At 71.5% G+C, this 25,898-nt stretch carries 24 protein-coding genes; 8 read left to right on the forward strand and 16 right to left on the reverse strand.

Annotated features, from left to right (window positions below; genetic code table 11):
- Positions 1-100 precede the first annotated feature (100 nt).
- The 7 genes from AB0H57_RS26645 to AB0H57_RS26675 form a co-directional block, all read right to left on the reverse strand.
- A complete protein-coding gene (locus AB0H57_RS26645; protein ID WP_357511004.1) occupies positions 101-1,645 on the reverse strand; it encodes an alpha/beta hydrolase-fold protein in 1,545 nt (514 codons plus the stop codon).
- Between the two features lie 378 nt (positions 1,646-2,023).
- A complete protein-coding gene (locus AB0H57_RS26650; RefSeq protein WP_357511006.1) occupies positions 2,024-3,553 on the reverse strand; it encodes an aldehyde dehydrogenase (NADP(+)) in 1,530 nt (509 codons plus the stop codon).
- On the reverse strand, positions 3,550-4,761 hold the full coding sequence (locus AB0H57_RS26655; protein ID WP_357511008.1) for a fumarylacetoacetate hydrolase family protein: 1,212 nt from the start codon (positions 4,759-4,761) through the stop codon (positions 3,550-3,552). The genes AB0H57_RS26650 and AB0H57_RS26655 overlap by 4 nt, the downstream gene beginning before the upstream one ends.
- Entirely contained in the window at positions 4,758-5,939 is a 1,182-nt protein-coding gene (locus AB0H57_RS26660) for a mandelate racemase/muconate lactonizing enzyme family protein (protein ID WP_357511010.1), read from the reverse strand. The genes AB0H57_RS26655 and AB0H57_RS26660 overlap by 4 nt, the downstream gene beginning before the upstream one ends.
- Positions 5,940-5,945: 6 nt before the next feature.
- A complete protein-coding gene (locus tag AB0H57_RS26665) occupies positions 5,946-6,776 on the reverse strand; it encodes a carbohydrate ABC transporter permease (RefSeq protein WP_357511012.1) in 831 nt (276 codons plus the stop codon).
- On the reverse strand, positions 6,773-7,690 hold the full coding sequence (locus tag AB0H57_RS26670; RefSeq protein WP_357511014.1) for a sugar ABC transporter permease: 918 nt from the start codon (positions 7,688-7,690) through the stop codon (positions 6,773-6,775). The genes AB0H57_RS26665 and AB0H57_RS26670 overlap by 4 nt, the downstream gene beginning before the upstream one ends.
- 114 nt (positions 7,691-7,804) lie before the next feature.
- The gene (locus AB0H57_RS26675) at positions 7,805-9,052 is read right to left on the reverse strand and encodes a sugar ABC transporter substrate-binding protein (protein WP_357511016.1); all 1,248 of its coding nucleotides are present in this window, start codon (positions 9,050-9,052) and stop codon (positions 7,805-7,807) included.
- A gap of 160 nt (positions 9,053-9,212) precedes the next feature.
- Between AB0H57_RS26675 and AB0H57_RS26680 the strand changes: the two genes are divergently transcribed.
- A complete protein-coding gene (locus tag AB0H57_RS26680) occupies positions 9,213-10,049 on the forward strand; it encodes an IclR family transcriptional regulator (protein ID WP_357511018.1) in 837 nt (278 codons plus the stop codon).
- A gap of 310 nt (positions 10,050-10,359) precedes the next feature.
- Here the strand turns inward: AB0H57_RS26680 and AB0H57_RS26685 are convergent, their stop codons facing one another.
- Positions 10,360-11,712 carry a hypothetical protein gene (locus tag AB0H57_RS26685; RefSeq protein ID WP_357511020.1) on the reverse strand — a complete coding sequence of 451 codons (1,353 nt, stop codon included), beginning with the start codon at positions 11,710-11,712 and terminating at the stop codon, positions 10,360-10,362.
- Between the two features lie 413 nt (positions 11,713-12,125).
- Between AB0H57_RS26685 and AB0H57_RS26690 the strand changes: the two genes are divergently transcribed.
- The 7 genes from AB0H57_RS26690 to AB0H57_RS26720 are packed head-to-tail and all read left to right on the forward strand — an operon-like array spanning position 12,126 to position 19,513.
- Entirely contained in the window at positions 12,126-13,172 is a 1,047-nt protein-coding gene (locus AB0H57_RS26690; protein ID WP_357511022.1) for a LacI family DNA-binding transcriptional regulator, read from the forward strand.
- Between the two features lie 39 nt (positions 13,173-13,211).
- The gene (locus AB0H57_RS26695) at positions 13,212-14,807 is read left to right on the forward strand and encodes an FAD-dependent oxidoreductase (RefSeq protein WP_357511024.1); all 1,596 of its coding nucleotides are present in this window, start codon (positions 13,212-13,214) and stop codon (positions 14,805-14,807) included.
- A gap of 22 nt (positions 14,808-14,829) precedes the next feature.
- Positions 14,830-16,110 carry a sugar ABC transporter substrate-binding protein gene (locus AB0H57_RS26700; RefSeq protein WP_357511026.1) on the forward strand — a complete coding sequence of 427 codons (1,281 nt, stop codon included), beginning with the start codon at positions 14,830-14,832 and terminating at the stop codon, positions 16,108-16,110.
- Positions 16,111-16,121: 11 nt separating this feature from the next.
- Complete coding sequence (locus AB0H57_RS26705; protein ID WP_357511028.1) at positions 16,122-17,069, forward strand: sugar ABC transporter permease; 948 nt, start codon at positions 16,122-16,124, stop codon at positions 17,067-17,069.
- Positions 17,059-17,901 carry a carbohydrate ABC transporter permease gene (locus AB0H57_RS26710; protein ID WP_357511030.1) on the forward strand — a complete coding sequence of 281 codons (843 nt, stop codon included), beginning with the start codon at positions 17,059-17,061 and terminating at the stop codon, positions 17,899-17,901. The genes AB0H57_RS26705 and AB0H57_RS26710 overlap by 11 nt, the downstream gene beginning before the upstream one ends.
- A complete protein-coding gene (locus tag AB0H57_RS26715; protein WP_357511032.1) occupies positions 17,898-18,818 on the forward strand; it encodes an ROK family protein in 921 nt (306 codons plus the stop codon). Before AB0H57_RS26710 ends, AB0H57_RS26715 begins: the two co-directional genes overlap by 4 nt.
- Positions 18,815-19,513 (forward strand): putative N-acetylmannosamine-6-phosphate 2-epimerase, encoded by a 699-nt coding sequence (locus AB0H57_RS26720; RefSeq protein ID WP_357511034.1) that lies wholly within the window; start codon positions 18,815-18,817, stop codon positions 19,511-19,513. The genes AB0H57_RS26715 and AB0H57_RS26720 overlap by 4 nt, the downstream gene beginning before the upstream one ends.
- 186 nt (positions 19,514-19,699) lie before the next feature.
- On the opposite strand, the gene AB0H57_RS26725 is transcribed toward AB0H57_RS26720, so the two are convergent.
- Genes AB0H57_RS26725 through AB0H57_RS26760 form a run of 8 tightly spaced genes read right to left on the reverse strand, consistent with a single transcriptional unit; the run spans position 19,700 to position 25,852 of the window.
- The gene (locus AB0H57_RS26725) at positions 19,700-20,188 is read right to left on the reverse strand and encodes a YetF domain-containing protein (RefSeq protein WP_357511036.1); all 489 of its coding nucleotides are present in this window, start codon (positions 20,186-20,188) and stop codon (positions 19,700-19,702) included.
- The gene (locus AB0H57_RS26730; protein ID WP_357511038.1) at positions 20,185-21,921 is read right to left on the reverse strand and encodes a cytochrome bc complex cytochrome b subunit; all 1,737 of its coding nucleotides are present in this window, start codon (positions 21,919-21,921) and stop codon (positions 20,185-20,187) included. Before AB0H57_RS26730 ends, AB0H57_RS26725 begins: the two co-directional genes overlap by 4 nt.
- Positions 21,918-22,784 (reverse strand): Rieske (2Fe-2S) protein, encoded by an 867-nt coding sequence (locus AB0H57_RS26735; RefSeq protein ID WP_357511040.1) that lies wholly within the window; start codon positions 22,782-22,784, stop codon positions 21,918-21,920. Before AB0H57_RS26735 ends, AB0H57_RS26730 begins: the two co-directional genes overlap by 4 nt.
- Positions 22,781-23,575 carry a c-type cytochrome gene (locus AB0H57_RS26740; protein ID WP_357511041.1) on the reverse strand — a complete coding sequence of 265 codons (795 nt, stop codon included), beginning with the start codon at positions 23,573-23,575 and terminating at the stop codon, positions 22,781-22,783. The genes AB0H57_RS26735 and AB0H57_RS26740 overlap by 4 nt, the downstream gene beginning before the upstream one ends.
- 3 nt (positions 23,576-23,578) lie before the next feature.
- Entirely contained in the window at positions 23,579-23,959 is a 381-nt protein-coding gene (locus AB0H57_RS26745; protein ID WP_357511043.1) for a c-type cytochrome, read from the reverse strand.
- The gene (locus tag AB0H57_RS26750) at positions 23,956-24,840 is read right to left on the reverse strand and encodes a cytochrome c oxidase assembly protein (RefSeq protein ID WP_357511045.1); all 885 of its coding nucleotides are present in this window, start codon (positions 24,838-24,840) and stop codon (positions 23,956-23,958) included. Before AB0H57_RS26750 ends, AB0H57_RS26745 begins: the two co-directional genes overlap by 4 nt.
- Positions 24,828-25,226, reverse strand: coding sequence for a hypothetical protein (locus AB0H57_RS26755; RefSeq protein ID WP_357511047.1), 399 nt, complete (start codon positions 25,224-25,226; stop codon positions 24,828-24,830). The genes AB0H57_RS26750 and AB0H57_RS26755 overlap by 13 nt, the downstream gene beginning before the upstream one ends.
- Positions 25,226-25,852, reverse strand: a complete 627-nt coding sequence (locus tag AB0H57_RS26760) for a heme-copper oxidase subunit III (protein ID WP_357511049.1) — start codon at positions 25,850-25,852, stop codon at positions 25,226-25,228. The genes AB0H57_RS26755 and AB0H57_RS26760 overlap by 1 nt, the downstream gene beginning before the upstream one ends.
- Between the last annotated feature and the right edge of the window lie 46 nt (positions 25,853-25,898).

The raw sequence follows: 25,898 nt of genomic DNA on the forward strand, positions 1-25,898 counted from the left end.
GAGGTCGACGCCGCGAAGAAGGCCGCCGACACCCGGGCTCCTGACGATCGTCAGGAGTGAGCGGCCACGGCCCCAACGGGCAGGGTGGTGGAGCTCGGCCTTACTGGGCGTCGACCGCCGCGCTCTGCGAGCCGTTGAAGAGGTTGTCGCCCTCGTACCGGGCGACGACCGGTGCGCCGAGTGCCCCGTGGACGACGGTCTTCAGCCGGGCGACCCCGCCGATGATCGGCGCGGATCCGAGGTACGTGTCACCGGCGTAGAAGTCGACCTTGCCGGAGGGGTTGGCGACGCTGGTGCTGACGGTGTCCAGCGTTGCGGTCGCGGTCACCTTGGTGTTGTGGGAGGCGCCCGCCGGCTCGGCCTCGACGTCGAGCCCGTTCGTGGTGGCGCGGAACACCAGGGTCCGCAGGTAGTGGTTCAGCAGCGGGCGCCAGACATGCCAGGTGTGCACGCCGGGCACGTTGAACTCGTCCAGTTCGACGCCGGCCGCCCGCAGCGCGGCGGCGTTGCGTTGCGAGGCGTCGGCGATGTTCCCCAGGCGGTCCTGGAGCCCGGTGCCGATCATGATGCCGCCGGCCACCGCCTTCATCCGGTCGATCTGGGCCTGGGTGGCGTTCGGGCCGCCCGCGCTCCAGGCGGCGTGGTAGCCGAACAGGCTGGTGTGGTTGTACATGATCGTGTAGGCCCGGCTACCGCCGGCGGAGAAGCCGGCGAACGCGCGGTCCTCAGGGCGGGCGGAGACGTTGTAGTTCTGCTCGACGAACGGGAAGATGTTGTTCCGCAGCTCGTTGACGTAGCCCTCGTTGCCGCCGGGCAGGCCGTTGAAGTCGGTGGACACGATCACCATCGGCTGCACGGCGCCGTCCTGGATGGCGTTCTCCAGGATGAGGTGGGCCACGCCCTGCATCGTCCAGGCCGTCGAGTGGTCACCACCGCCATGGCTGAGGTACAGCGTCGGGTACGGCGTGGCCCGGTTGGGGTCGTAGCCGTACGGCGTGTAGACGACGATGTCGTGCACGCCCCGCGGGTTGGTCGACAGCGGCGAGGTGTACCGCCGCGACTCCAACGTGCCCATCGTGGCCACCGGCGCCTGGTAGCCGGTGTCGTACGTCGGGAACTTCCTGCTGGCCGGAACGTAGATCGTGCTGCGCACCGCGCCGGGCGCGCCCGGGTACTGCGGCTGGATCTGCCACCGGTTGGCCGGGTCGTCGTACAGCGTGCAGCCGGTCGCGAGCTCGTTGGTGCAGTCGTGGGTGAAGGCGTACCGGAAGGTGCCGGCGGGCAGCGGCGTGGTGAACGTCCACACGCCGTCCGGGCCCTTCTGCATGGCCTGGATGTGCCACGGGGTGGCCGCGACGTCGCCCGGCTGCCACTCGGCGGGCGGACGGGCGTCGCCGCAGTCCTGGCACGGGATGTTCGCCGGGTCGGAGTACCACCAGTCGCCGTAGATGTGGACCTGCTGGACGTTCTCGGGCGCCTGGTACCTGAAGGTGACCGAGTACCCGGTCGGCGGCTGGTCGGTGCGGGTGACGGTGGGCCTCAGGGGCGCGGCCGGCGCGGCCGACGCCGCGGGGGCCGCGAGCGCTCCGGCCGCGACGGTGATCGCCGTCAGCAGCGCGAGCGCAAGCCGCCGACTCGGCGGCATCGGCAAGAGACGAGGACGTGCAATGGGCATGTTCCTGCTCCCTCTCGGGCACGCGGCCGGACCGGATCGACCGGCCTGGCCGGCAATTCGATGGTGGAGGTGAACGGATACCGACACCGAGCGATGCAGCAATGTGAGCGCTAACATCGTTGGTTGAAATGGATACAACCATAAGGCTTGCGGGCAGGTCAAGACGATTTCGTAATCTGTTTGAATTGGGCCGGGAAACAATTAGGCAAGGTAGGGCTGGCGCCAGAAGCGCTGGCGCGGAAACCATTTTCGGCATTCATTCATCAGGGCAGCGCCACATCAACCGCACCACCGCGACGGGTAATGGGTGAGGCGACCCTGGCGGGTCTTCGAGGTCGGCCGTGTCGGCTACCGCCGCACGGGTTGCACTGCTGGTTCCAACCTCCCATCGACGCGCCGGGGGATGTTCGTGAAATCGTCTCGCAGTTCCTCGGGGAGGATCCATTCGGGTGCGTCCTGCCAGGCCAGCGGGCGGAGAAAGCGACGGATCGAGGTGGCTCCCACCGAGGTGTGCACGGTGTTGGTCGACGGCCAGGGTCCGCCGTGGTGCTGCGCCCACGAGACGCGGACGCCGGTGGGATAGCCGTCGAAGACGACTCGACCCGATCGGGCGGTGAGCAGGTCGACCAGCCGGCGGAACCCGGCGGTTCCCTCCCCCGGCCCGGTGTGGACGGAAGCGGTCAGCGATGGCGGCACGGCCCGGAGCGCCGCGTCGAGCTCGGCGACCGCGCGGTAACGGACCACCACCAGCAGGGGCCCGAAGCACTCGTCGGTGATCTCGGCGGGCAGGCCCGGCAGGCTGGTCTCCAGGAGTGCCGGTGCGACGGTGAAGCCCTCCCCGGATGGGACCTGCGGGCGCGCCGAGACGCGGACACCGGCCCGCTCGATCACGGCCGCTCGGGCGAGGAACGCGTCGCGGATATTCTGGTTGAGCAGGACCGCGCCGCCGGCAGAGGCGACCCGCGTGCGCAGCGCCTCGACGAGACGGTCACCGCCGGGGCCGGCCGGGACGAACGCCAGGCCGGGCTTGGTGCACAGCTGCCCGCCCGAGCCGGTGAAGGAGGCGAACAGGCCCTCGGCGATCTGGTCGCCCCGGTCGGCTGCCGCCCCAGGCAGCACCACGATGGGGTTGAGGCTGCTCAGTTCGCCGTAGAGGGGAATGGGATCGGGTCGTTCGTCGATGGCCGCCTGGATGGCCCGGGCAGCGCCGACGGAGCCGGTGAGGGCTGCCGCGCGGATGGCGGGATGCCGTACCAGCGCGAGGCCCGCCTGCTGCCCGTACACCAGCGCGACGACACCATCCGGCCCGTCCATGCCGCGCACCGCCGACTCGATCGCCTCGACGGAGGCGTGCGAGGTGAGCGGATGCGACGGATGGGCCTTCACCACGACGGGACAGCCAGCGGCCAGCGCGGCGGCCGTGTCACCACCGGCGACCGAGAAGGCGAACGGGAAGTTGCTGGCCCCGAAGACGGCGACCGGCCCCAGTGGGACGAGCATGCGCCGCACGTCCGGACCAGGGCCCAGTGGCGTGTCGGCGGCGTGGTCGATGGCGGCCTCGACGTACCCGCCGTCGTGCAGCACGTCCCGGAACATCCGGAACTGGACGGCGGCCCGGGTGAGTTCGTGATCGAGTCGTGGCCGGCTCAGCCCGGTCTCCGGCTCCGCCGTCCCGATCAGCCGGCTGCGACAGGCCTCCATCGAAGCGGCGATGGCGTCGAGCAGGCCGGCCCGGCCGAGCCGTCCCAGGCCCGACAGCCACCGGGCCGTCCGGGACGCCTGGTCGGCGATCTCCGCCAGCCGGGAGTCGTCGGTCTCGGTGAGGTCGGTCGTCCGACGGCCGCCGTTGCGCGGGTCGACGGTGATGACCACGTTCACAACAGTCCCCTCCTACCCAGATTGCCCATCAGGTCGCGGACCCCGAATCGCCAGGGCTCGCATTCCTCCGCGTGCCGGACGCAGTTGACCAGGGTGCCGAGGGCGGAGCAGCTGATCCGGACCACGTCGTCGACCTTGTGGGTGAATCCCTCGCCGGGGCGGTCCCGGTCCTGGATGGGCGCGAACATCGTGCCGAGCATCAGGACCGCACCGTCGGGATAGTGGTGATGCGGGCCGATCAGCTGCCGCACCAGCCCCTCCGGGTCCCGCGACATCCGCCTCATCTCGGAGACCGCCTCCAACTGGAAACCGTCGACGCCGCGAACCTGCAGGCGCACCTCGGCCATGCGCACCTGCTCCAGACCGAACCGCTGATCGAAGAGCCGGATCAAGGGCCCGAGGGCGCACGAGGCGTTGTTGTCCTTGGCCCGAGGAAGCAGGAGGGCGGAGCGGCCCTCGACATCCCGCAAGTTCACATCGTTGCCGAGGGTGGCCCCGACGATCCGGCCACTCGACGAGACGATGAGCGCGACCTCCGGCTCCGGGTTGTTCCAACTGGACGCCGCGAGCACGCCGACCGGGACGGCGGTGCCGACAGCCGAAAGCACCTGGCCCTTGGTGAAGATCTCCGCGTCCGGGCCGATCCCCACCTCCAGGTACTGGCTCCAGATGCCCTCGGCGACCAGCAGTGCCTTCAGTCGCTCGGCCTCGACCGAGCCGGGGGCCAGGCTGTGCAGGTCGGCGCCGATGTCGGCGAGCATCCGGTCACGGATGTCCGCCGCGAGCGCCAGGTCGCCGCGGGCCCGCTCCTCGATGACGCGTTCGATCAACGACACCGGGAAGGTCACGCCGGCGGCCTTCAACGCCTGAAGGTCGACCGGGGCGAGCAGCCACGGCCGGGCGGCGTCGCGGGTCGCCGCGCCCGTGTTGGCCAGCAGTTCCCCGAAGTCGCCCAGCCGAGGACCGTCGAGCTCGGCCACCGCTGCGGCGGGATCGGGCAGCTCGCAGATGTCGCGGACGGTCGGGAACCGGTGGCTGACGTCGAAGACATCACCACCCCGAACCACCACCGGCGACGGGCCCTCGACGGACGGATCCCAGACCCGCCCGATCAGCACGGCGTGGCCGGCGTCAACCGGCAACGCCTCGGCAGCGGTGCCGAACCAGTCGGCCCCGGCGGCGCGCGCCGCGGGCTGACGCACCGTCATGCGCCGCTCTCCAGGTTGAAGAAGGATCGCGCGTCCCGGGGGCGGATGTCGTACACGGCATCACGGAACATGCGCACCGGGCGCGGTGTGAACGGGTGCTGCTCGATCACGGCCAGATCCACCTCGATACCCAGCCCGACGCCGGCCGGGATGAGCACGTCGCCCTCGGCGGTCAGGACCAGCCGTTCGTTGGTGATGTCGGGCCGCCAGGGCACGTCGGTCGCCATGATCTCCAGGTAGCGGAAGTTGGGCAGTGTCGCCGCGAGCTGCAGCGTCGCGGCCGTACTCAGCGGACCGCTGGGGTTGTGCGGTGCGAAGCCCACATAGCTGGTCGCGGCGAGCGTCGAGATGAAGACGAGCTCGGCGATCCCGCCGGCGTGGGTCACATCGGGTTGCACGAAGTCCACCGCCTGGCGGGCGAGCGCCGGCGCGAAGCCCTGCCGGCCGTACCACCGCTCCCCGGCGGCGATGGGCACGGGTGAGGCGCGGCGGACGTCGACCAGGGCGTCGATGTTGTCCGGCGGGCACGGCTCCTCGAACCAGACCGGGTCGAATTGCGCGATCTCCCTGGCGATGGTGATCGCGTGACGGACGTCGAATCGGCCGTGTCCCTCGATGAACAGCTCGACCTCCCGTCCCACGGCGGAGCGGACGGCGTCGACCTGGGCGAGCACCCGGTCCAGTTGCCCGGTCGTGATGGTCAGGTCGTAGTTCTCGAACGGATCCCACTTGAGACCGCGGAAGCCGCTGCGCACGGTCCGGCGCGCGGCGGCCGCATAGTCCTCGGCCGTGACCGCTCCGGAGAACCAGCCGTTCGCGTACGCCCGTACCCGATCACGGGTCGCTCCTCCGAGCAGCCGGGAGACCGGTACGCCGAGTTCCCGGGCCGAGATGTCCCACAGGGCCATCTCCAGCGCGCTCAGGGCGGTCATGATGACCGGGCCGCCCCGCCAGTACCAGTCCCGCGAGAGTTCGTAGAGAATTTTCGATATGCCGGTGGGGTCGAGGCCAACCACCGCTTCGGCGACCTCGGCCACCGCCCCCAGGACGGCCCGTTCCTTTCCCTCCAGGGTGGCCTCACCGAGTCCGACGATCCCCTCGTCGGTCAAGACGCGCACGATGACAAGATTGGTGCGATAGAAGTCGACGACCAGGGTGTCCACCGAGACGATTTTCATTTTCCGTCAACCCTTCACCGCGCCGGCGGTCATTCCGGATACGACGTACTTCTGCGCCAACAGGTAGAAGGCGACGGCGGGGAGTGTGAACAGGAAGGCGACCGCCATCACCGTCTGGATCGGCGTGCCCAGTTCGCCGATGAAATTCGCAATGCCTACGGACGCCGGCTGCAACTCCGGATTGAAGATGAAGGTAACCGCGAATACGTATTCATTCCAGGCATGGAAGAAGGCGATGACCGCGGTGGCCGCGATCGACGGGGCGATCAGCGGCACGTTGATGCGGGTCAGGACGGTGAAGGGGCGGCCGCCGTCGGCCCGCGCGGCCTCCTCCAGTTCCCTGGGTATGCCGTCGATCGCGCCCTTGAGGATCAGCGCGACAATGGGCAGAACGAAGGCGGAATTCACCAGGACGAGGCCGATCAGCGAGTCGAGCAGGTCGAAGCGGCGGAACAGCGCGAACAGCGGCACCACCATGAGTGCCTCGGGCAGCATCTGGGTGAACAGCAGCGCGACGGTCAGCAGGGCCTTGCCCCGGAACGAGAACCGGGACAGCGCGTAGCCGAGCGGGATGCCCAGGCCGACGGAGAGGACCATCGTGCCGATGGCGATCACCAGGCTGTTGAGCAGCCAGCCGGCCGCCTTGCCTTCGGCCAGCGCGTCGACGAAGACCCCGAACCGGCCGAGGTCGGGGGTGAGCCGGGGTTGTTCGGCGAACAGGTCACCGTTGCTGGACAGCGCCGTGACGAGCATCCAGTACAGCGGAAACACCGCGACGCCCAGCACGACGAGCACGGCGACGATGCGCGCGGTGAGACCGAGGCGGAAGCGCCTCATCGGACATCCTCCTTCTCCACGGCCCGTGCGACGAAGCGGCTGCCGGTGATGACGACGAGCGAGATGACCACGCCGACCATGCCGATGGCCGCCGCGGAGCCGAGTTCCTTGGAATCGAAGGCCTGCGAGTAGAGGTCGATGACGAGCGTCTCGGTGGAGCCGACGGGCCCGCCCTTGGTCATCAGCCAGATCAACTCGAACCGCCGCAGCGACCAGATCGTCATGAGCAGCGCGAGCAGTCCCACGGTGGGTTTGATGACCTGCCAGGTGACGGCGCTGAAGGTGGCCCACCGTCCGGCGCCGTCCACGGTCGCGGCCTCGTTCAGGTCCTGCGGAACGGCCTGCAGTGCGGAGAGCAGGACCACGGAGGTGAAGGGGAACAGCTGCCAGATCGTCGTCGCGAGCACCGCCGGCAGCGCGTATCGCGGGCTGTCCAGGATCGCGCCGCCCGGAACGCCGAGGCCGACCGCGTTCAAAAGCCGGTTCACGATCCCGTACTGCGCGTTGAGCATCCATGTCGCGATGAGAGCGACCGCAATGCCGGGCGCAGCCCAGGGGACGGTCACCAGTGCGCGCGCCACGCCCCGCCCGCGGAAACCCTTGTTGAGCAGGAGCGCGACGGCGAGCCCGGTGCCGACCGCGCCGACGACGCAGGCGAGCACGTAGCCGAAGGTGATCAGCAGCGTCTGGTGGAAGTCGGGGTCGCCGAAGATGCGGTGGAAGTTGGCGAGCCCCATCCATTGGCTGCGGGTCGGGTTGAGCAGCGTCGTCCGGGTGAAGCTGAGGTACATCTCCTGCGCGAGCGGCACCGCCTGGAAGACGAGGATGAAGACGGCGGCCGGTCCCAGGAACAGGTAGGGCGTCCACTTGCTACCCAGCGGGCTGCGCCGGCGCCGCTGCTCGGATCGGCGCACCGGTCCCGGGGGCCTGGTCCGCTCAAGCACAGTCATCGAATTCGGTCCTTCCCGGCCGGGGCGCTGCCGGCGCCGGCTGTCGCGGCGCCGGCAGCGTCGCCTTGTCGATGGCTGTCAGCCGACGAGCTCGGTGGCCTGCTGCTGGGCCCGGTCCAGCGCGGACTTGAGGTCCGCCTTGCCCTGCAGGGCCGCGATCACGTTCTGCACGACGACCTTGCGGATGTCGGGCGTCTTGGCCTCGAATCCCAGCACGACCTGCGGCAGGCTGGACTCGGTGAGCTCATCGAACACGGTGAGGAACGGGGTCTGCTCGAGCGACCGGGCGCTGCGCTGGGTGGTCGTCGCGACGCTGCTCGCACCGAGGACCTCCTGCAGCTTGACCTGGTTCTGCGGCTCCAGCGCCCAGCGGATGAAGGTGGCCGCCTCCTCCTTGCCCGCGCTGGCCTCGTTGATGACGATCGGCGCGAGGATCGCGCCCTGCTTGCGTACCGGGAACGGGATGGGCGCGACGCTGAAGTTCAGCTTTGGGTTCTGGCCGCGGGTCGCGGTCACGTATCCGCCGTTGTTGAGCTCCATGCCGACCTTGCCCTCGGCGAACATCCGCCGGAACGTCGCCGCGTCCGCGCCGCGCGGAATCACGTTCGCGTCGTACAGGTCCTTGTACGCCTGCAGTCCCTTCAGGTTCTCCGGCGAGTTGATGGTCAGGCTCTTGCCGTCGGACCACGCGCCGCCGAAGCCGTGAACGTAGTTGAAGATGTCCTGCCACACGCCGGCCTCCTCGGCTTCCGTCTGCCGGAAGGCCAGGCCGTAGACGTCACCCTTGGTCAGCGACTTCGCGGTGGAGACGAACTCCTCGTAGCTGGTCGGCGGCTTCGGGATGAGATCGGCGTTGTAGAACATCGCGTAGTTCGACGCCTCGAAGATGATGCCGTGCCGGACACCGTCGTGGACCATGAACTGGTCCGGCTGCTTCAGCAGGTCGTACTTGCCGACGTCCACCACCTTGTCCAGGGGCGCGATCAGGCCGGCGTCGGCGGCAGCCTCGAACTCGGGCATGTCGAAGCGGACGAGGTCGGGGCCCTTGCCGCTGCCCATCTGGGTCAGCACGGTCTGGCCGAAGGTCGGGTACGGCACCGCCGCCGGCGAAATTTCGATCTTGTCCTGGCTCTTGTTGAACTCGTCGATCCACTGTGTCAGCTGAGGCCCACGGCCGGGGTCGCCGAAGGTCGAGGCGGCGAAGGTGAGCTTTCGGACGCCACCACTGGGTTCGGCGTCGGAGCCACAGCCGGTCATGAGGGCGGCGACCAGGCCGATGGCACTGGTCGCCGCAAGGATGCCGAGGCAGGTGCGCTGCTTCCTCATTGTTTCTCCCGGTTAAGAGATCAAGTCGGGCGCATCAATTTGCAACGATCGTAGCGACATATGCAACGGTGTCAAGTAGCGGTTGCGCATAGCATCAACTACATTGCACATTACGCAACGTTGGTGCTGGTGCAGCCAACGCACGAGGGGAGCCAGGGCCTTGTCGCAATCGATTCGTCGCGCGATCGACCTCATCCGGCGGTCCGCGGAGCATCCGCTGTCGCTGACGGAGGCGGCGGACGTGCTCGGGGTCCACAAGTCCACGGCGCTGCGGATATTGCAGACACTGGAGTCCGCGCGCTTCGTGCGCCGGACCGGCGCGGGGACGTACGTGCTCGGCAGCGGACTGATCGAGCTGTCGGAGCTCGCGCTCGGCTCGATGGACCTACGCCAGTTCGCCGCCGCGCACCTGCGTGGCCTGCAGCGCGAGACCGGGCACACCGTCCACCTGGCGCAACTGACCGGCGACGAGATCATCTACATCGACAAGGTCGACAGTCCGGCGTTCGATGCGGTGAAGCTGCCGTCCAGGGTGGGGCGCGCGGTGTCGCTCTATGCGAGCGCCGTCGGCAAGACCATCCTCGCCTACCTGCCGTCGGAGGAGCGTGACCGCCTCCTCTCTCACGTCGTCTTCGAGCGGTTCACCGAGACCACCTTCGCTGACCGCGATTCCCTGGATGCCGAGCTCACCCGCATCCGGGAACAGGGCTGGGCCACCGACAACGGTGAGCACGACGCCTACGTGATGTGTGTGGCGGCGCCCGTCCGGGACTCGCGCGGGCAGGTCATCGCCGCAACATCCATCACGGCGATCGAGGTCATCGCGAGCCTCGACCAGCTGATGAGCAACCTCCCGCTCCTGATGGGGACCGCGAACCAGATCTCGCAGGAACTCGGCTACACACTCCCGGAGCCGGCCGAGCCGCTGCTGGTCGCGCACCATCTCCGGCTTCCTGAACGAAGGGCTGACGCTGGCGACGGCCAGCCGGGCAGGTGATGCCGTGGCACGCCGGCCAAGTCTTCGACCTTTGCCCCGCGACGACGAGGAGACCGATCCCGGCGGGGCCGGTTGGCCGGAACGGCCACGGTCGCTCGTGCCGGTGCCCTCGGCGTCACTGGGACCGAGACCCACACCATTTTCGGGTCGGCGGCCTCCGCGGCCGGACGCACCCAGGCCACCGTCACCGCCGACGACGTGGTCTTCGACGTGACGGGCGCCTGGGCACGGCGATGTCAGCCCCACCCGCCGCCCGCCGTTCCGTGGGCAGGGCTCGACCGACGGCGGGTCGGCGGGGTGTCGACCGGGTTCAGCTGCCGCCCTCGTCGTGGGGGACGGTGACGGTGACGGTACAGCCGACCGGTCGGCCGATCTCGTCGTGGCCGGCGTAGGTCAGGTGGTACACCCGGTCCCCGCCGTTGCCGGCGCGTTCGGCCCGCAGTCTGCCGCTGGTGTCGGGGGTGCCGGTGGCGAAGTCCCTGATGTCCGCGGGGTCACCGGTCACGCCGGTCAGGGCGAACGCGTTCGGGCCGAGCACGCCGTCGGGCAGGTCCACGGTCACGTCGACGTCGACCAGCCGGTGGTTCGGCGGCCACAGGACCGGCCGGTCCACCGCGCAGTCCAGCTGCCGTACCGGCAGGGGCTCGGCCAGGGCCGCGGTGGCGTGGGCGATGGTCGCGGTGAGCCGGCCACCGGCCTCGTAGTACATGTGCGCGGTGGACCCGTCGAAGTAGAACGTCGGTGCGGCGGACCGGCCGAGGTCGGGCGCGGCGGCCAGCGAATCGTGCACCATGCCGAGGTGGATCTCCTGGTCGAGGTTCTCGCCGACGTCGACCGCGTGCATGTTGCCGTCGGCGGCGTGGTAGATCACCAGGTTGCGGTCGTTCCAGCGGAGGAAGAACGGCCCGGAGGCGTTCGGACCCTCGTCGCCCTGCGGGGTGACGATCGGTTCGGGCTGCATGTTCCAGTTGCGCGCGTCGTTCGAGACGGCCCAGCGGATGCGGCGGGACACCGGGCCGGTGGGGCCGGGTGCCCCACCGGTGGGGTTGTCCATGAAGAGCATCAGGTAGCGGGTGCCCAGCCGGGGCACGGACTGCTCGAACACCCGGGCGTAGGAGGTCTCGCCGCCGGTGGTGTCGTTGCGGCTGACGGCGGTGCCGCCGTAGCTGAAGTGGATGCCGTCGTCGGAGGTGGCGAACCGGGTGATCGAGTTCTCGCCGTGGAAGTAGAGGAACAGTTTGCCCTCGTCCTCGATCCAGACGGCGTGCGGTGAGGAGATGTGGCTGACCGTGGAGTAGTGCGGCAGCCAGGTGTTGCTGATGAGCGGGTTGGCGTCGTACTCGGTCCACGGGCCGTTGATCGAGTCGGAGTAGGCCAGGGCGATGCCGCCGGGCCGCTCGTGCGGGGCGTAGTACAGGTAGTAGGCGCCAAGCGGGTTGGCGAAGTAGTCGGCCGCCCGGATGACGCTCGGGAAGATGAACTCGTTCGTCGGGTTGTAGGCGAGGGCGCTCTTGTCGAACGCGGTGCCGGCATAGCTGAACCGCGGGAAGTTCAGGCCGGGGCCGGCGGCGGCCGGCACGGCGCCGGTCAGGGCGACGGCGAGCAGGCCGGCGCCGGTGGCCGCGACGGCGCGTCGGGGGGACGGGGCGGGTGGTCTCGGCATGGGTCTTCCTCTGCTGTCGGGTGGGTCGCCGCGCCGGGCGTGCGGTGCCGAGGGCAGCGCCGGGCCGCCGTCGGGGGTGCGCCGACACCCGGCGGCGAGGGACAGGTGGTGACTTTCCGTAGGCGTGCAGGGGACATCGACCGCCGGGGATGCCCCGGAGCGGCTCGCTAATACGTATTAGCATCGACGTTTCTCAAAGGTTGCGCGCCCGGAGGGCCTCCTGTCAAGACCTCCCCCGCTCGACGCCGCACCCCCGTCCCGCGACCGGTCCCCGCTGGCGCTAATCCGCATTACTCCTGGGAGTTCATCGGCCAGAAATCTTCGTCATCCTCTTGACACGCGGCAGCCCAGCCGCGAGGCTCCTTCCCAACGCCGAGCGCTAATACGCATTAGCCGCCTTGGGAAGGACCGACGTGACCCCTCCGCTCAGACGCGTCACCCAACGTGACATCGCCCGGATGGCCGGCGTCAGTCAGGCGACCGTCTCGCTGGTGCTCAACAACCGGACCGACGCGGACGTCCGGATCGCCCCGGAGACCCGGGACCGGGTGTTGCGCGTCATCGCCGAGACCGGGTACGCCGCCGACCCGGTGGCCCGCCGCCTCGCCGCGCGGTTCAACCGGATCATCGGCGTCTTCACGTACGAGCCCGCCTTTCCCAGCGGCAGCCGGGACTTCTTCCACCCGTTCCTGCTCGGCATCGAGGAGTACGCCGAGCGGGTCGGCTGCGACCTGCTGCTGTTCACCAGCGCGCCGGTGGTGGACGGCCGGCGGCGCATCTTCCACCAGGACAACCGGCTGCGCCTGGCCGACGGGTGCATCCTGCTCGGCCGCGAGATCGACGGCGCGGAGTTGCACCGGCTCAACCGCGACGGATTTCCGTACGTCGCCGTCGGCCGGCGCGACGACGCCGGCGGAGCGGTGCCCTACGTCGGCGCCGACTACGCCGCGGCGGTGGCCCGGCTCGTCGAGCTGGCGCTGCGGCGCGGTCACCGGCGCCTGACGTACGTGGGCATGGGCATGACCGCCGAGTCCTCGCAGGACCGGCGGCGCGGGTTCGTCGCCGCCTCGGCCACCGCGGAGAGCGCCCGCCAGGTGTCCGCGGTCGCCACGGCGGCCGACGCGACTCTGGACGACCTGCTGGCCGACGGGAGCACGGCCGCCTTCGTGGAGGACTTCGCCACGGCGGTCGCGCTGGAGTCGGCCGCCCGCCGGCGCGGACTGACCGTGCCCGGCGACCTGTCGATCGTGACCCTCGGCGACCCGACCGTCCCGGTCCCCACCGACATCGCGTTCACCGGGTTCCACATCCCGCGGGAGGAGATGGGCCGGCAGGCCGGCGAGGTGCTGACCGGCGTCATCGACGGCAGCGCAGCCGGCTCCCAGCAGCGGCTCCTGCCCTGCGAACTCGTCGAGGGCGACACCCTCGGCACCCCTGATCCGGCGGTCGACCGGCGCTGAGCGGCCGGCCGCGCAACTGGAAGGAAGCAAGTGGTATCTATGCGTGCGGACGTCCTCGTCGTCGGGGGCGGACTGGGCGGGGTCGCCGCGGCGCTCGCCGCGGCCCGGGCCGGCCGGTCCGTCATCCTGACCGAGGAGTTCGACTGGCTCGGCGGGCAGCTCACCAGCCAGGCCGTCCCGCCGGACGAGCACTCCTGGATCGAGCAGTTCGGCGCAACCGCCAGCTACCGGGCCCTGCGCGACGGCATCCGCGACTACTACCGCCGCCATTACCCGCTGACCGGGCGGTCCCGGGCCTGGACCGACCTCAACCCCGGTGCCGGCTGGGTGAGCCGGATCTGTCACGAGCCCCGGGTCGCCGTCGCCGTCATCGAGGAGATGCTGGCGCCGTACCGGGGGTCGGGGCGGTTGACGGTGCTGCAGCCGTACCGGCCGGTCGCGGCGGAGACCGACGGGGACCGGGTCACCGGGGTCACCCTCGCGCACCGGGACCGGGACGAGCGGATCGACGTGCTGGCGCCGTACGTCCTGGACGCCACCGAGACCGGTGAGCTGCTACCGTTGACCGGCACCGAGTACGTCACCGGGTTCGAGTCGCGGGCCGAGACCGGTGAGCCGAGCGCGCCGGCCGAGGCGCAGCCGATGAACATGCAGGCGGTGTCGGTCTGCTTCGCCCTGGACCACGTCGACGGCGATCACACCATCGACCGCCCCGCCGGGTACGACTTCTGGCGCGACTACAAGCCCGACTTCTGGGGTGACCGGCTGCTGTCCTGGCGGTCGCCGCACCCGCGCACGCTGGAGATCGTGGAGCGCAGCTTCACCCCCAACCCGGACGACGACCCGCTGAGCGTCAACGCCGACCAGCGCGTCAACCCGGGTGACGGCAACCTGTGGACGTTCCGGCGCATCGCCGCCCGGCGCAACTTCGTCGACGGGGCGTACGGCAGCGACATCACGCTGGTCAACTGGCCGATGATCGACTACTTCGAGAGTCCGGTCATCGACGTGCCGAACGCGTCCTGGCACCTGGCCAAGGCCCGCGAGCTGTCGTACTCGGTGTTGTACTGGCTGCAGACGGAGGCGCCCCGCCCCGACGGCGGCACCGGCTTCCCCGGCCTGCGGCTGCGCGGCGACGTGACCGGCAGCCCCGACGGCCTGGCGCAGGCGCCCTACATCCGGGAATCCCGCCGCATCCGCGCCGAGTACACGGTGGTGGAGCAGGACCTCTCCCTCGCCGTGCGGGGTGAGCACGGCGCGGTGGCCTACCCCGACTCGGTGGGCGTGGGGATGTACCGCATCGACCTGCACCCCTCCACCGGCGGTGACAACTACATCGACGTCGGCTCCTGCCCGTTCGAGATCCCGCTCGGCGCGCTCATCCCGCAGCGGATGGAGAACCTGCTGCCGGCCGGCAAGAACATCGGCACCACGCACATCACCAACGGCAGCTACCGGCTGCACCCGGTCGAGTGGAACGTCGGCGAGGTCGCCGGTCTGCTCGCCGACTTCTGTCTGACGCGGGGCGAGTCCCCGCGTGCGGTCCGCGGCACCCCCCGCCTGCTGGCCGAGTTCACCGACCGCATCTCGGCCGCCGGCGTGGAACGCCGCTGGCCGCGGATCGCGGGCTACTGAAACCCCCGGTGAGGAGAAGATAGTGAAACCAGGAAAGGGCCTGACTGTTGTCGCCGCGGCGCTGTCCGGTGTCCTCGCCCTGTCCGCCTGTGGTGGCGGCGAGGCGAAGGACGATGGTCCGGCCAGTCTGCGGATGACCGTCTGGTCGGCCAACGAGGCGCACCTGAAGCTGTTCAACGAGATCGCCGACGAGTACCGCAAGACCCACCCGGACGTCGCGGGGATCACGTTCGATCCGCTGCCCTTCGACAACTACACCACGACCCTGACCACGCAGATCGCCGGTGGGAACGCGCCGGATCTCGCGTGGGTGTTCGAGAACTCGGCCCCCGACTTCGTCGCCTCGGGCGCGCTGCTGCCGCTGGACGACACCCTCAAGAAGGCCGACGGCTACCAGTACGAGGACATCTCCCCCGCCACCCTCAAGCTGTGGCAGGCCGACGACAAGCTGTACGCGTACCCCTTCTCCACCTCGCCGTTCGGGGTCTTCGTCAACACCGACATGGTCAAGAAGGCCGGGCAGAAGACCCCGGCCGAGCTGATCGCGGCCGGGCAGTGGACCTGGGACAACGCCCTGGCCACCGCCGGGGCGACGGCGGCGAGGTCCGGCAAAGCCGGCCTGGTGATCCGCGACTTCGACTACAAGGGTTGGGACAACCTGTCCACCTTCTGGACCGGGTGGGGCGCCCAGGCGTGGAGCGAGGACGGCCGGACCTGCGGCTTCAACAGCCCGGAGATGGTCGAGGCGATGACCGCCCTGCACAAGGGGATCTTCACCACGAAGGCGCTACCCGGCCCGGGTACGACCGCCGACTTCTTCGCCGGTGACGCGGCGATGACGGTCACCCAGATCTCCCGCGCCTCGCTGCTGGAGGACGGCGGCTTCGGCTGGGACCTCGTGCCGCTGCCGGCCGGCCCGAAGGGACCGTACGCCGTGGTCGGCCAGGCCGGCGTCGGGGTGCTGAAGAAGAGCCCGCACGCCCAGCAGGCGGCCGACTTCCTGGCCTTCCTCACCAATCCCACCAACTCGGCGAAGCTCGCCCAGTTCTTCCCGCCGCCCCGGCAGTCGCAGCTGACCGCCGAGACCCTCGCGAAGACGAACCCGAAGCTCAAGCCCGAGCAGCTGCAGAAGGTGGTCATCGACGGCATCACCAGCGGCGTGGTCAAGCCCAGCCACGCCGGTCAGGCCGAGCTGAGCCAGCAGGTCCGCGCCGGCCTGGACCCGCTGTGGCAGCCGAACGCGGACGTCAAGGCCGTACTCGACGGCGTCTGCGCCAAGATCCAGCCGCTGCTGGCGAAGTAGGGCCGACGATCATGACCCAGACGGACACCAGGGTGGGCCCGGCCGCTGCCGGGCCCGCCCCGGGCCGGGCCCGGCCGTTCTGGACCAGCCGCCGCCGGGACCAACTCGCCGGTTACCTGTTCATCGCCCCGCAGTTGCTCGGCAGCGTGCTGTTCGTGCTCCTGCCGCTGATCCTCGTGGTCTGGTACAGCCTGCACGAGTGGAACGTCCTCGCCGGGAGCTTCGACTTCGTGGGCGCCGACAACTACGCGGCGCTCGCCGACGACCCGAACCTCGGCGCCGTGCTGCGGGCCACCGGGCTGTTCTCCGTCGGCCTGGTGGTGCTCAACCTCGGCCTGGCGTTGCTGCTGGCCGTCCTGCTCAACCAGAAGCTGCGGGGCACGATCCTGTTCCGCACCCTGTTCTTCTCCCCCGTGGTGGTGTCCCTGGTGGCCTGGACCATCGTGTGGGGCTTCCTGCTGCAGAAGAACGGCGGGATCAACGGACTGCTCGACCTGGTCGGCGTGGACGGGCCGAACTGGCTGCGCGGTGAGGGCAGCGCGATGCTGTCGGTCATCGTCGTGCAGGTGTTCAAGAACGTCGGCCTGAACATGGTGCTGTTCCTGGCCGCCCTGCAGGGCGTGCCGGTGGAGCTGTACGAGGCCGCCGAGGTCGACGGGGCGAGCCGGATGCGCCAGTTCTGGCGGATCACCGTGCCGCTGATCAGCCCGACGATCCTGCTCACGTCGATCATCACGGTGGTCGGGTCGTTGCAGGTCTTCGCGCAGATCGCGGTGCTGACCCAGGGCGGGCCCGGCACCTCGACCACGGTCCTCGTCTACTACCTCTACCAGCAGGCCTTCCAGTTCCATCACTTCGGCTACGGCGCCACCCTGTCGATCCTGCTGTTCGTCATCGTGCTCGCGCTGACCGTGCTGCAGTGGCAGATGCGCAAGAGGTGGGTCTTCCATGAGTCGTGACCTGTCGCGGCGGACCAAGCTGATGCTCTACGGGGTGCTGCTGGTCCTGGCCGCGCCGTTCGTCTTCCCGACCTGGTGGATGGTCACCTCGTCGCTGAAGCCGGTGGCGGACGTCTTCGCCTTCCCGCCGCAGTTGCTGCCGACCAACCCGCGGTTGGACGCCTACCGGCGGGTGTTCGAGCTGCAGCCGTTCGGGCAGCAGTACCTCAACAGCCTCTACATCGCGCTGCTCGTCACCGTCGGCACCCTGGCCGTGGCGGCGCTGGCCGGATACGCCTTCGCCCGGATCCGGTTCCGGGGCCAGAACGTGCTGTTCCTGGTCGTCCTCGCGGGCCTGCTGATCCCCAGCGAGGTGACGATCGTGCCGCTGTTCCAGATGTTCTTCAAGCTCGGACTGATCAACACCCACTGGCCGCTGATCCTGGTGCCGATCTTCGGGGCGCCGAGCGTGCTGGCCACGTTCATCATGCGGCAGTTCTTCATCAGCCTCCCCGGCGAGTTGGAGGAGGCGGCCCGGGTCGACGGGCTGGGCCGCTTCGCCACCTTCTGGCGGATCGCGCTGCCGCTGTCCCGGCCCGCGCTGGGCGCGGTGGCCATCTTCACCTTCCTGCACAGCTGGAACCTGTACCTGGAACCGATCGTGTTCCTCTCCTCGCCGGAGAAGTTCACCCTGCCGCAGGCGCTCACCCAGTTCGTCGACGCCTACGGCGGCCCGATGTGGGACGTACAGCTCGCGGCGGCGTCGATGACCGCGCTGCCGGTCCTGGTGGTGTTCGTCATCGCCCAGAAGCAGTTCGTCGAGGGCCTCGCGCACACCGGCCTGAAGGGATGACGGCACCGGTGGTCGGGGTCGACATCGGCGGCACCAAGACCGCGGCCGCCCTGGTCGGCCCCGGCGCCGAGGTGCTGGCCCGCCGCGAGGTCCCCACCCCCGCCCGGTCCGGGCCCGACGCGGTGCTCGACGCCGCCGCGGGCCTGGCCGCGGACCTGCTCGGCAGCGCCGGCGCCGGCCCGGTGGGGGTGGGCGCCGCGGGCACGGTCGACCCGGCGAGCGGCCGGATCCGGTACGCCACCGACAGCCTGCCCGGCTGGGCGGGCACCCCGGTCGCCGACGCCCTCGGCGTGCGGCTGGGACGGCCCGTACGGGTCACCAACGACGTGAACGCCGCGGCGCTGGGCGAATGCTGGGCCGGTGCCGGCCGGGACCACGCCGATGTGCTCCTGGTGGCCGTCGGCACCGGCCTGGGCGGGGCGATCGTCCGCGCCGGCCGCGTCGAGGCCGGGGCCCGCGGCGCGGCCGGCGAGGTCGGGCACCTGCCCGCGCCGGGCGCCGAACGGCTGCGGTGCGGGTGCGGCCGGTACGGGCATCTGGAGGCGATCGCCTCCGGCACCGGGCTGGCCGCCGCGTACGCCCTCGCGACCGGTGCCCGGCTCACCGGCCGGGCCGTGGCGCAGCGCGCGGCGGGCGGCGACCCGGTCGCCCGGCAGGCCGTGGACCGGGCCGGCGCCGTTCTCGGCGCGGCCCTGGCGGGGTTGGTGGCCCTGCTCGACCCGGAGGCCGTCGTCGTGGCCGGCGGGGCGGCCGGCGTCCTGCTGCCCGCCGCGTCGGCCGCCTACGCGGCGCACCTGCCCGCGGGTTGGGCGGACGTGCCGCTGCTGCCGGCCACGCTGGGCGCCGACGCCGCGCTGGTCGGCGCGGCCCGGCTGGCCATGGACCCGCCCGACATCGAGGAAAGGACCAGAGGGTGAGTGTGCTCGACGACCTGGCCGGCGGGCTGGTGGTGTCCTGCCAGCCGTTGCCCGACGAGCCGGACGACCCGATGCGCGACCCGTACGTGCAGGCCCGCGTCGCGGCGGCGGTGGTCCGCGGCGGTGCGGTGGCGGTCCGGGTCAACGGCCCCGACGACGTCCGGGCGGTACGCGCCGCGGTCGACGTGCCCGTGATCGGGCTGTACAAGCACGGCACCGCCGACGTGTTCATCACCCCGACCGCCGCCCACGCGCTGGAGGTGGCGCACGCCGGTTCGCACCTCGTCGCGGTCGACGCCACCGACCGTCCCCGGCCCGACGGGCGCACCTTCGCCGACACCGTCCGGGCGCTCCACGAGCGGACCGGCGCGCTGGTCCTGGCCGACGTCTCCACCACGGCCGAGGGGGTGGCCGCCGTGGCGGCGGGCGCGGACGCGGTCGCCACCACGCTGTCCGGCTACACCACGGCCAGCCCGGCTACCGACGGGCCCGACCTCGAACTCGTGGCCCGACTCGCCGCGCTGCTGCCCGTGCCGGTGATCGCCGAAGGGCGGTACCGCGGCACGGAGCAGATCGGCCAGGCCTTCGCCGCCGGTGCGCACGCGGTGGTGATGGGCAACGCCGTCACCTCACCACTGTGGATCACCCGCCGGCTGGTGCCGGCCACTCCCCGCGCGGCGGGCACGCCCAGATAGCAGGGCGGGTTCGCCGGTCAGTCGACCGACGTGGCGGACCTTCTTCGACCTCGCCGAGCAGCAGCGGCACGTCGTGGACCGGCTCGTCCGGTCGGGGGCGGGCGTAGCGCACCCGGTGGCGCCGTCGTCGGCTCAGCCGCCTCGACACCACTCCGCTCCGGTGAACGCCAACGTCCGCCCGGGCCGTCACCCGCCCGCCGCCCGGCGCAGCACCGACAACCGCCCCCGGCCCTCCAACACGGCCAGGTGGACGCCGTCGACCTCGGACATGCCCTTTTCCCGTAGCAGGCCATCGAGATCGGTCCGGGTCATCCCGGCGCGGTGCAGGTTCCCGGAGAGCACTCGGCCCTCGCAGACGACCACCACCGGTCCCTCCTCGATCAGCCGTCGGCCCGCGGGTAGGAGCCGCAGCCAGGTGATCAGCGCGTGGCCGGCCAGGATGGCCAGCAGGGTCACCGCACCGGCCAGGTAGCTCGCGTCCGGAGCGCTCGGCAGTCGTCCGACCACCGCACCCACCGCGACGGCGGCCACGAAGTCGTAGGCGGACAGCTCGGCCAGGGTCCGGCGCCCGCCGGCGCGCAGCGCGATCACGGCGGTGACGTAGAGCAGGAACGCCTTCAGCGCCACCCAGCCCAGCCCGCCGGGGTGCCCGATCAACGCGGTGACGGCGTTCACCGTTCACCGCCCCGCCGGCCCGCCGGCCCGTTACCGCCCTTGCCGCGCCGGCTGGCGCGGCGCTGCCGCAGGGCCCCCGCCAGCACCGCGACGCCCAGCGCGGCGTTTCCCCACCGGCGCACCGCGGCGCGGACCCGGCCCGGCGGGGCGGGCGGCGGCGGACCGGGCACCGTCACGTGGTCGACGCCGGGGTAGGCGAGCCGGGCCGCCTCGGTGGCCTCCTGCTCGGTCAGCACCACGCGGTTGCTCAGGATCGCGACGCCGGCCGGCTCGTCGCGGTAGCGCCAGCGCCACACCTCGCCCTCGGGCCACAGCTCGATCCGCTCCCCTGGGCGGTCCGGGGCCGGCAGTTCCGGCTCGTCGGTCGCTGCCCGCGCCGCGGGGGCGGGCCGGCGGCCGGCGCGCAGGTCGGACCGGGTCAGCTCGCCGAGGCGCGCCGCGTCGCCCCGACGCAACGACCGGGCCAGCAGGAAGGCCGACGCGCCGGCGAGCACCGGCAGCACGAACACCAGCACGCGCAACACGTTGAGCAGGTCGTACACGGGCACCCGGAGCAGCCGGGCCAGGATGTCGTCGCCGGCGGCCACGACCAGCACCCCGAAGAAGGTCAGGGCCATCACGCCCACACCTATCCGGACCGGGTGGTCACGGGGTCGGTCGAGCAGCTGGTGCGGGCGGTGGTCCCCGCTGCACCAGCGCTCCAGGAACGGCCAGGCGTACAGGGCGAGGAAGGTGACGCCGCCGAGCACCACGCCGGGGAAGAACGGCGCGGGTACCAGGTGGCCGGCGATGTGGAACTCCCACGGTGGGAACAGCCGCAGCGCCCCGTCGCCCCAGGCGACGTACCAGTCGGGCTGCGCGGGTGAGGTGGACTGGTCCGGGGCGAACGGACCGTAGAGCCAGACCGGGTTGATCTGCACGAGCCCGCCGAGGGCGAACAGCACCGCCAGCACCCAGAGGAACAGTGCCAGCGACCGCAGGGTGTAGCTGGGGTAGAGCCGGGAGCCGACGACGTTGTGCTCGGTGCGCCCCGGGCCCGGGAACTGGCTGTGCTTCTGCCGCACGATCATCGCCAGGTGCACGGAGACGAGGGCGACCAGCACCGCGGGCACCAGCAGCACGTGGGTGACGAACATCCGCGGGATCATCTCGTCGGACGGGAACTCGCCGCCGAGGCCGAGGGCGGCCAGCCACGAGCCGACCAGCGGGATCGACTCCACCACCGACACGATGATCCGCAGGCCGAGGCCGGAGAGCAGGTCGTCGGGCATGGAGTAGCCGGTGAAGCCGTTGGCCAGGGCCAGCGTCAGCATGGTGACGCCCACCAGCCAGTTCAGCTCCCGCGGCTTGCGGAACGCACCGGTGAAGAAGATCCGCACCAGGTGCACCAGGATCGCCGCGACGAAGACCACCGCGGCCCAGTGGTGGGTCTGCCGGATCAGCAGCCCGGCGCGGACGTCCCAGCTCAGCCGAACGGTGGAGGCGTACGCGGCGGAGGTGGTGGTGCCGTCCAGCGGGGCGTACGAGCCGTGGTAGACGCGGTCGGCGGAGCTCGCGTCGAAGAACAGGGTCAGGTAGACGCCGGTGAGGATGAGCGCGACGAAGGAGTAGAGGGCGATCTCGCCGAGCATGAACGACCAGTGGTCCGGGAACACCTTTGCCAGCGCCCTGCGGGTCAGCGGGGAGAGCCGCAGCCGGTCGTCGAAGGCGCGGGCCAGCCGGTCGACGATCATCGCCGGCTCCAGAAGCCGGCGCCGGGTGGCGCGGTGAAGTCGCCGCCGGCGCGGAGGTAGCCGTCGGGGCCCAGCTCGATGGGCAGGCCGGGCAGCGGCCGGGCGGCGGGCCCGGCGACCGGGGCGGCGTCGGCGAGCAGGTCGAACGAGGACTGGTGGCAGGGGCAGAGCACCCGGCCGGTGCCCTTGAGGTAGAGCCGCACCGGACAGCCCGCGTGGGTGCAGAGCAGGGAGTAGACGACCAGTCCGGCGAGGTGCCCGGCCGACGGGGGCCGGGTGAACCGTTCGGGTTGCATCCGTACGGCGAAGGCTGGGGCGTCGCCGGCGCCGGTGCCGCCCTCGGGAAACACCCCGACCATGGTTCCGGCGGGCACGTCCTCGGGCCGCAGCGGTTTCCCGTCGGCGGTCAGCAGTCGCACGCCGGGCCCCCACGGGGTGTCCCGGCGGGCCGGCACCGGCCGGTTGCGGTCCCACGGCAGCAGCGACCGGAGTGGGAACAGCGCCGCGACGCCGAGCGCGGTCAGCGCCAGCCCCAGCGCGGCGAGCAGGCCACGGCGGCGGATCGGGCTGTCCGGGGCGGTGAGCACCGCCGCGGTCAGCGCCTGCTCGGCCGGCGGCGGGGTGAAGCCCTCGTGCTCCTCCACGTAGCCGCCGGCCGGCACCAGCCGCCGGCCCCAGATCGCCAGGCCGGTCGCCAGCCCGGCGAACGCCACCGCCAGGCACACCCCTTCCCACTGGGTCTGCCCGCCGAGACCGTAGGTGACCGCGAAGCCGATGGCGCCGGCCGCGCTGGTCAGGAAGGACAGGATGATCCGGCGGTTCACGCCGGGTGGCGCGGCCGGCACCGGTGCGCGCCGCCTCATTCGCCGGCCCTCCGGCCCAGCCAGCGGGCCGCGGCCACGAGCAGTCCGAGGGTGACGATCCAGCCGACGAGTCCTTCGGCCAGCGGCCCCAGCCGGCCCAGCGGGTTGCCGCCCCGGTCCAGGTGTTCGGAGCCCAGCCGCCGTACGTAGGTGGTGAGGTCGTTCACCTGCTCGTCGGTGAGCACCTGGCTCGGGAAGACCGGCATGAGGCCGGGACCGACCCGGATCGCCTCGGCGACCTGGACCGAGGTCGCTTCGTACAGCGGCGGGGCGATCCAGCCGTTGGTGAGGGGCGCGCCGGAGCCGGTGGCCCCGTGGCACGGGGCGCAGTTCGCGGCATAGAGTTCCCGGCCCGCGGTGAGGCTGCCCGGCGCCACCCGGGGAATCTGCGGGCCGCCACCGCCGAAGCTGCCGACGTGGTCGACCAGGGCGGCGATCTCGTCAGAGGAGAAGACCGGCTCGCCCCGGCCCGGCTGCGGGATCTCGTGCGGGATCGGCATCCGGCCGGTGGAGAGCTGGAAGTCCACCGAGGCGGGTCCGACCCCGACCAGCGACGGCCCGCGTTGGCTTCCCTGTCCCTGCTGGCCGTGGCAGCTGGCACAGTTCTGTCGGAACAGTTCCTCTCCTCGCGCGCCGCCGGCCCGGTTCGGCGTGGGGGAGCCGGCGGGTGTCGGGTCCGCGGGGGCGGCGAGGGCCGCCGGGCCGGCGGCCAGGCTGAGCGCCGCGCCGAGCACCACCGCCCGTCCCGGCTGCCACCGCCGGCGTGTCGACCGGTACGTCCCCGCGCCCACGGCTCAGTCCAGCGTGTAGAGGTAGGCGGCGATGTCCTGGGCGTCGATCGGTTTCACGCCTAGGTTCGGCATGGCGGTGCCGGGCTCGACCGACTGCGGGTCGGTGATCCAGTGCTGCAGGTTGTCGGCGTTGTTCACCAGCTCTCCGGCGATGTACGAGCGGGCGCCGAACCGGGTCAGCGGTGGGCCCACGAGGCCGTCGGCCCGGTCGATGCCGGGAATGGTGTGGCAGGAGCCGCAGCCGTACTGGGCGATGAGCGCGGCGCCGCGGTCGGGACGGCCGGCGCGTACCTCCGGTGGTGGCGGCGGGCTGGTGTGTGCGCAGCCGGGCACGACGAGCAGCAGCGGCGCCACCAGCAGGGGCCATCGGGTCCGGCGGCTCATGGCACGACTCTCCCGGTCGGGGCGGGCAGCGGGCCGCGGGACTCAGGTGATGTCACCCGCTCGGGGCGCTGCCGTTGCAGGCCGACGAGCCAGCGCAGGAACGCGGTCAGGGTGGCGGCCAGCACCGCGACGTCCATCGGCGCCCACATGAGCAGCCCGGCCAGCTGCTGGTCGGCGAGCGGGTCCGGCCCGAGAACCGCCGGCGGGTAGACGGGATGCGGCGCAAAGGTCAGCACCGCGCCGAGCGCGGACGCCGGCAGCATGGTGCCGATCAGCAGCAGGATGCCGGCCGGCACGGGCAGCCGGTGCCGCCGCGCGCCGAGCAGCGGCGCCCACAGCAGCCAGGCCGAGCCGAGGAAGCAGAGGTGTTCCACGGCGTGCACGACCGGCTGCCGTTCGGCCGCGAGGTACGGCGCGGGCAGGTGCCAGAACCAGAGCACCGCCGCGTGGGCGCCGCCGGCGGTGAGCGCGAGCACGGCCGGTCGCCGGAGCCGGCGGACCGGCCCGGCCACGCGGAGCCGGGCCAGCCATCGCCGTGCCGCCGGCGGGCAGGCCAGCGTCAGCGGCAGGCCGGCGGCGCCGGCGGCGAGCAGCGGGCCGGCGCCGAGCAGCAGCAGCATGTGCTGGGTCATGTGGCCCGCGAAGGACCGCTGTGCGGCGGCCGCGAGCGGTCCGTCCTGCGCGGCGAGCACGCAGAGCAGTCCGGCGCCGAAGGCGGCCACCCGCCAGCCGGGCAGGACCCGGCCGGCCCCTCGGCGGGCCCACAGCTCGTGGACCCCGCGGCCGTAGCCGGCGGCGAGCAGGGCCAGCGCGGCGGCCAGCAGCATGGCGAGCAGCCCGGCCGCCACGTCGTTCGGTCCCCCGGCGCTCAGCTCAGGCATGGCGGCAACAACAGCAGGGCGACCCCGCCCAGCACGATGATGGTCAGGAACAGCAGGTTGGACCAGATGGCCACCACGGCGAGCATCCGGCTGCGGCCCACCGGCCGATCGTCCATCCCCTCTGGGGGGTGCGCGGTGCGGCGCCAGACGAGCGTCGCGGCGAGCAGGGCCCCGATGGTGGCCAGCGCGGGCAGCACCACCGCGACCGCGATGACGGCCCGCAGCGGCACCGTCCCGATGTGCTCCCGGCCGCCGGCACAGGTCAGCTCGTCCACGCCCCAGCCGGCGAGCAGGTGCACCGCCCAGGCGACCGCGCCACCGAGCACCGCGTACCAGAGGAGCAGTCCGCCGGTGAGCCGGGCGCGGGGGCCGGGGTGGGTGCTCATCACAGCCTCGGCGACAGGTAGATGGTGAACAGGATCGCCGCCCAGACGACGTCGACGAAGTGCCAGTAGATGGCGGCGTTGCGCACCCGCTCGTGGCGGTGCGCGCCGAAGCTGCCGCCGCGCAGGGACGCGGCCAGCAGCCAGCTGATCATGGTCAGGCCGACCAGCACGTGCAGGCCGTGGAAGCCGGTGATCAGGTAGAACAGCGACCCGTACGCGTTGGTGGTCATGGTGAACTCGCGCAGCTTCTCGGCGTACTCGTTGGCCAGTAGGGCCATGAAGGCGAGGCCGAGCACGAGGGTGGCGGTCAGTCCGCAGCGCAGCCGCCAGCGTTGACCCTTGCGGATGCCGTGTTCGGCCCACACCACGGGCAGGCTGCTGGGCAGCAGCACTGCGGTCATCACCAGCGGGACCAGCAGCTTGGGCTTGCTGATGTCGTCCGGTGGCCACGGGCCGCCGTACTGGAAGCGCAGGTAGAAGTAGCTGCCGAGCAGGCAGGCGAACAGGGTCGCCTCGGTGGCCACGAACATCACCATTCCCCACCAGCCGGCCGACCGGCCGACCGGCAGTTCGGTGGTCAGCGCCTCCGTGCCGGTGGCAGCGGCGATGCCACCCCGTACCCTCATGCCGGCACCGCGCTTCCCGGGGTGCCGGCATGCGCGGTCGCGCGGT

This window comes from Micromonospora sp. NPDC050686 (assembly GCF_040654475.1).
Taxonomy (GTDB): domain Bacteria; phylum Actinomycetota; class Actinomycetes; order Mycobacteriales; family Micromonosporaceae; genus Micromonospora.